General features: G+C 56.1%; 7 protein-coding genes. All 7 read left to right on the top strand.

All coding sequences use genetic code 11. The annotated features are described in order from the left end of the window. Window positions 1–70: 70 nt before the first annotated feature. The 7 genes from GFC01_RS14715 (at window position 71) to ccsB (ending at window position 6284) form a co-directional block, all read left to right on the top strand. Window positions 71–646, top strand: a complete 576-nt coding sequence (locus GFC01_RS14715) for an HPP family protein (RefSeq protein ID WP_341474015.1) — start codon at window positions 71–73, stop codon at window positions 644–646. Window positions 647–703: 57 nt separating this feature from the next. Further along, complete coding sequence (locus GFC01_RS14720; protein WP_194174972.1) at window positions 704–1270, top strand: CBS domain-containing protein; 567 nt, start codon at window positions 704–706, stop codon at window positions 1268–1270. 30 nt (window positions 1271–1300) lie between these two features. Continuing rightward, complete coding sequence (locus tag GFC01_RS14725; RefSeq protein ID WP_243137615.1) at window positions 1301–2932, top strand: ATP-binding protein; 1632 nt, start codon at window positions 1301–1303, stop codon at window positions 2930–2932. A gap of 47 nt (window positions 2933–2979) precedes the next feature. Further along, the gene (locus GFC01_RS14730; RefSeq protein ID WP_152947930.1) at window positions 2980–3654 is read left to right on the top strand and encodes a response regulator transcription factor; all 675 of its coding nucleotides are present in this window, start codon (window positions 2980–2982) and stop codon (window positions 3652–3654) included. 523 nt (window positions 3655–4177) lie between these two features. Then, entirely contained in the window at window positions 4178–5080 is a 903-nt protein-coding gene (locus GFC01_RS14735; protein WP_207707628.1) for a cytochrome c biogenesis ResB family protein, read from the top strand. 9 nt (window positions 5081–5089) lie between these two features. Next, complete coding sequence (locus tag GFC01_RS19505; protein WP_207707629.1) at window positions 5090–5494, top strand: cytochrome c biogenesis ResB family protein; 405 nt, start codon at window positions 5090–5092, stop codon at window positions 5492–5494. Continuing rightward, the gene (gene ccsB / locus GFC01_RS14740) at window positions 5469–6284 is read left to right on the top strand and encodes a c-type cytochrome biogenesis protein CcsB (protein WP_152947931.1); all 816 of its coding nucleotides are present in this window, start codon (window positions 5469–5471) and stop codon (window positions 6282–6284) included. The genes GFC01_RS19505 and ccsB overlap by 26 nt, the downstream gene beginning before the upstream one ends. The last annotated feature ends 79 nt before the right edge of the window (window positions 6285–6363 follow it).

Below are 6363 nucleotides of genomic sequence, written 5' to 3' on the forward strand. Positions count from 1 at the left end.
TAATTTTACTGGATCTGTTGAAATGAAAAAACTTAATTTTAGAATTGATTAACTTAAGGAGTTGATTTTGGTGAACACCAATCCCGATTCCTCTTCCGCGATCAGGAATCAGGACGGGCGGCTGCCCTTTTTAACCATTTATCTGCGCAAAATGCTCGGCAGCAGGCGTACGGCCCCCCTATCCGCCCCTTCGTGGAAGGAACTGCTGGTTTCCTGGTTTGGCGCCTTTTCCGGTATCGGGGTGGTGGCCGTCCTGACCCTGGTTTACAACATGCCCATGATTGTTTCTTCCTTTGGAGCATCGGCCCTGTTGATCTACGGTTTGCCCGATGCTCCCCTGGCCCAACCCCGGAATGTCATTGGCGGGCATATTATTTCGGCCATATGCGGCGTAACGGTTTACGCCCTTTGCGGTTTGACCTGGTGGTCGGCGGCGCTGGCCGCCTCCCTGGCGATACTGTTGATGTTGCTAACCAGAACCGCCCATCCGCCTGGTGGCGCCACGGCCCTGGGGGCGGTGCTGGCCAGGGTATCCCCCATGTACATACTCACGCCCGTGGCCCTGGGTGCCACCCTACTGGTACTGGTGGGGTTGATCACCAATAATCTACTGCCGGAAAGGAAATATCCGAAATACTGGCTTTAGTCCATCGACCGGCGGCAAATGAAGGGGTTTGCTATTTTTAAAGGGGGGGTGGCTCAAATGGGCAACAGGCCATCTGTTATTTTGGAAGATGTGGAAGCTGTCCTGCAGCAAACGGGGAAAATGATGGATATTACCCCGGAAGATTTACTGACCATCATCGGTTTAACCCTGGACCAGGTGGAAAAACGCCAAAGTACCTTTGAAGGCAAACAGTGGATCGGGGAAATAATGACCGCACCGGTGATTACCTGTACGCCGGACACCACTGTTGAAGAAGCGGCGCACATTCTGCTGGAAAAAAATATCCACTGCCTTCCCGTGGTTGACCCGGGGGATGAACTGGTAGGGATTGTTACCGAATCGGATCTTATTTTGCAGTTTGCCGCCGTTCCCACCGGCAGCTCCCTGCTGGACCTGATCATGCGCAAGCGGTTACCGAAAACCGGTCATACCGTCGGGGAGATCATGGTTAAAAAAGTGGCCACTGTTCATCCCGGTGATCCCATCCAGAAGGCTATTCAATTAATTATCAGGCACGGTTACGGAAGAATTCCCGTGGTGGATGGGGACAACCGGGTGGTGGGTATCGTTGCCCGCAAGGATATTCTGCACTTTCTGAAATAGTCATACGGTGGGATGGGCATGGGGGATAGCTTGAGCAAAAGGTTCATGATCCGGATCATCGCAGTGCTGCTTCTGGTTACCGGCTTAAACGTGGGGCTGGATTATTATGAGCAGAAGAATCAAATACAGCAGGAGTTAAAGGAAAAATCCCGGGTAATTACCGGCCAGCTGCTGGCCACCCGGGAATTTATCGCCCGCAATCAGGACCGGATCAATTCTGATTCCCGCGGCCATTTTGAATTTAAGGGTCTCAATCCGGCGGCGGTGGGGCGGGGTGTGGCAGAGATATTCAACCAGTCCACCGGTTATCACATCAAACAGACCCGCCTCAATCCCCGTAATCCCCGGAATACACCCGACGCCTTTGAAATAAAGGGACTGGAAGTCCTGGCCCGTGATCCGTATTTGACCGAGTTTTCCGGTTTTGATGAGCAGAACGGACAAAGGGTTTTCCGGTATATGGTACCCATGCGGGTGGAGGAATACTGCCTGCAGTGTCACGGGGAACCGGCGGGGCAGCCGGACATTTCCGGTTATCCCCGGGAAGGTTACCGGTTGGGTGATCTGGGAGGGGCCATCAGCCTGACGGTGCCGGTGAATAATTTGCTTGCCGCCCTGCGGCACAACCTGTTGCGCCACCTGGGTCTCTTTTTTATTCTTTTGCTGGTCATCCTTGGCACGGTTTACTTTTTAATGCAGCGTTTGGTCGCCGGGCCTTTAAACCAGTTGCGCCTGGCCGCCGTACGCCTGGGGGAAGGGGAACTGGATCTGTCTTTTCCACGGTTGGAAAGCAGTGCGGAGATAGATGAGCTGGCCGCCCAGTTCCGCCAGATGGCCCGGCAATTAAGCGAATTATACTCCGGCCTGGAGCAGAAGGTGCAGGAGCGCACGGCCCAGCTGCAGGCGGCCAATGCCCTTCTGGAACAACAGCGGCGGGAATTGGAGAAGGCCAACCGGGAGCTGTCCCGGGCCAGTGAGATGAAATCCCGTTTCCTGGCCGGGATGAGCCATGAGATGCGCACTCCCCTTACCTCCATCATTGCCTTCAGCGAATTGCTGCTGCAGGAGACAAGGGAGGAAAACCGGCTACAAAGGCAGAATTTACGGGAAATAAAGGCCAGCGCCCGGCGTCTTTTAGCTTTGATTGAAGATCTGCTGGATCTGGCCAGGATTGAGGCCGGCCGTTTCGATCTGCACCGGGAACTGGTGGATCTGGCCGATATGTTCGAATCCATTGATAAAACCTTAAGCCCCTTGATTGAAGCCAACGGTCTTGGCTGGTACTGGGAAGTGGAGCCGGATGTGCCCCTGATGGAGATGGACGGGGAAAAGATTCGCCGGGCCATTTTGAACCTGGCCCACAATGCGGTGAAATTCACTCCTCCCGGCGGGCGGGTGGAGATGCGGGCCGGATTCGACCCCGGGCGGAAAGAGGTGTTCATCCGGGTGACCGATAATGGTGTGGGCATCAAACCGGAGGAGCTGAACCGGATTTTCGAACGGTTTTATCAGGCCGGCAATTCCCGGGCCCATAAATACGGGGGGTCAGGGCTGGGCTTGTCCCTGGCCAGGGAACTGGTGGAACTGCATGGTGGGCATATCAGTGTGATCAGCAAACCGGGGGAAGGCAGTACATTTACCATTCACCTGCCTGTGGCTTAATTGTTATAAAAACCGGTTAATTCGTTAAAACAGGGGAGGGGAAAGGTTTGGCCCGCATCCTGCTGGTGGATGACGAGATCAGTATCAAGCGGGTGGTGGAGCAGACCCTGGAACGGGAGGGGTTTGCGGTGGACTATGCCGCCGACGGGCTGGCGGCCCGGGATCTTTTTGCCCGCCGGCGGCCGGATCTGGTCATTCTGGATGTCATGCTGCCGGAGATTGACGGGTTTGAGCTCTGCCGGCGCTGGCGGGAGGTGAGCGACGTGCCCATCCTGATCCTTTCCGCCAAAGGGGACATTGTGGATAAAAGCGTCGGATTTAATTGCGGCGCCGATGACTATTTAACCAAACCCTTCAGCCCGGTGGAGCTGGTTTTGCGGGTGAAGGCGCTGCTGCGCCGCAGCCGGCAGGGCCGGACGGACCGGGTGGAAACGGCAGGCCTGCAGATAGATGCCTCCCAGCGCCGGGTGTGGGTGGATGGAAGAGAGGTGGAGCTTACGCCAAAGGAATTTGATCTCCTGTGGTTTCTGGCCCGCCACCCCGGACGGGTATTTACCCGGGAGCAAATCTTTGAACACGTCTGGGGCGATGACGTGTTGAGCGATTTAAGCACGGTAACCGTATTCATGCGCCGGCTGCGGGAAAAAATCGAGGCCGATCCCCGTAAGCCCCGCTATCTGAAAACCATCTGGGGCGTGGGTTACAAATTTGTCGCCGGGTAACACAGTGTTCCTGCTGCGGTGCCGGGTTGTCCACTCTTGCCCCGCAGCGCTGGCGCTGGCATACCCTGGCGGTCAATGCCATCTGACCGGTGGTGCTGCCAATGGGGCGTGGCTAAAAGCACTTTCGCTCCGCAATTCGTTCACTTTGGACAGCGCGCTGCCGTGCCGGCGATGGTTTTGCTAAACAGCTGCATTTAGGAAAAGCCGCTTCCCGGGCCTTTTCTATACAGGTGGTTGCCGTTGACGGGCGGCGGCTTTTTTTCCCGGGGTAAGCGGTTTCATTTGTGCCGGCGGGTGCACTGGATATTCGCTCCCGAATTTATTAACCACTATTCAGTTTTCCTTAAGAATTTGTTAATAAATTGTTTCTGGCATATTAATAGTTTTATGCTAACTTAATGTTAAAGTAGCCACAAGCACTTACTATTTACCGGTTACCCTAAAAAGTTTTAAATATTTCCCGTCCCGGCGGGAAATGCGCTTTCCTCAAAACCAGACTATTATATATTAAGGATGAATGCCCGTGGCAGAGCGAAATGTCTTTAAACATGCCTGGCGCTTGTTTTCTTCCATGCGTTTCGGTTTGATTCTGCTATGTATCCTTTCCGCAGCCCTGGCCTTTGCTTCCCTGTTCGCCCCCGGCTCTGAGACGGCGCGGCTGGTGCAGGTGCTGGGCCTGGATAACATATACCGTTCCTTCCTGTTCCTCCTCCTTTTCGGTTTATTATCCCTGAATCTCATTGCCTGTTCAATCAACCGGTTGTATATGTTAAGAATAACCACTTTCCCGTCTACGGAACAGATCAAAAAGAGCAACATTGAACAAATGCCCCTGGTTTACCGGACCAGCCTGGAAACCGGCGGGCTTCCGGCAGAAGACCGGATGGTAGATTTTTTTCGCCGGCGCCATTATTCCGTACGCAGATGCCGCGATGGTTCCACCACCTGGCTCTATGCCAGCCGGGGTAAGGCGGGCCCCTGGTTCAGCTTCGGGCTGCACATCTCCCTGGTGCTGGTGGTGGCCGGTTTTGCCTGGGGGGGAGTGGCCCGGTCGGAAACCCGGGTGGTCCTTCCCGTGGGCGAGCAGGCGGAAGTGGTCACGGGTTCCCAGCAGTCTTCCGGTGTGGACCGCTTTACCATCAGGCTGGATGACTTTACCACCCTTTACGATGCCAGCGGGGCCATTGATAACTGGGTGAGCAGGGTGACCATCATTGCCAATGGCCGGGAAGTGCAAAGGGGGGAGGTCATGGTCAACCACCCCTTTAATTATCGCGGCTATCATTTATACCAGTATTCCTACGGCCAGGCCTTAAAGGTGGAGCTTGCCGGCGGGGTACTGGGAACGCCCCAGGCGGCGGTCCTTTCCCCAAACCGGTTTTACCGGCTGCCCGGCCTGGAGCAATATGGCCTATGGTTTGGCTAAAACGGCACCGTGGACTATGCCCTTTACAAAGGGCACCAGGAAATAGCCGCGGGTACCCTCTCCACGGGGGAAAGCATTACCCTGCCCGAAAGTACCGGGATCTTAAGCCTGACCGGAACCAAACCCTTTTCGGTGCTGCAGGTAAAGCACGATCCCAGCATCCCCCTGGTGTTTGCTGGTTTAGCCCTGATGAGCCTCTTTTTCTTCCTGACCATGTTTGTGCGGCACAGGCGGTGCTGGCTGCGCATGGAAGAGACGGCGGACGGTGGGCTGAGCCTGGTTCTGGGCAGCGGGGCCATGCCTGCCCGCGCCCTGGCCCGGGAAGAGTTTGACGGAATGGTCCGTGAAATAGAATCCAGTCTGGCCCGGTGGAAAGGGGGTGAACAGGATGTGGCTCGAACCGCTTGCCTTTAAAATTGCCTTTGGTGCCTATCTGGGGGCGGTTATTCTTTACCTGGCCGATTTTATGGCGGACAAACCGTCTGCCGCCCGCCGGGCCGCAGCACTGGCCTGGCTGGGTTTGCTGGGCAATACCGCCGCCCTGGGTGCCCGGATTGCCGTTACCGGCAGGCTGCCCCTGGCCAACCTTTACGAGTACGGGTTGTGCTTTGCCTGGGGAATCATGCTGGGTTATTTGCTGTTGCAGTTGAAGGTAAAGATTAAGGGACTGGGAGTATTTACAACCCTCATGGGCTTTCTGGTAATTGCCCTGATATCCATGTTGCCCCGGGAGGCCGGCGCCCTGATGCCGGCGTTGCGCAGCCAGTGGCTGACCTATCATGTATTAACGGCCATTGTGGCCTACAGCGCCTTTGCCCTTTCCTTTGCCGGCGCGGTCCTTTATCTGTTCGCCAGCGGCCAATCCCCCCTGTTGGCCGGGTTGCGCCGGCGCCTGCCGGATCGGGATGTTCTGGACCGGCTGGTTTACAAGGCGGTGGTGGTCGGCCTGCCCTTTCAAACGTTATTGATCGTTACGGGAGCTATCTGGGCCCAGTACGCCTGGGGGGCCTACTGGAGCTGGGATCCCAAGGAAACCTGGTCCCTGATCACCTGGCTTGTTTACGCGGCCTATCTTCACGCCCGGTTTGTGCTGGGCTGGCGTGGCCGGCCGGCGGCCTACCTGGCGGTGGCCGGTTTTATCGTGGTCATGTTTACTTTTGTGGGCGTTACCTTTTTAATGGCCGGCCAGCACAGCTACGCCTGAGGACCGTTCGGGATAACATGGAAGGGCCGTTGTGCAAATATTTAGAAATATTGCCGGCCGGCTGCCGTCCGGCGGGCGG

It is taken from the genome of Desulfofundulus thermobenzoicus (assembly GCF_009428905.1).
Lineage (GTDB): Bacteria > Bacillota > Desulfotomaculia > Desulfotomaculales > Desulfovirgulaceae > Desulfofundulus_A > Desulfofundulus_A thermobenzoicus.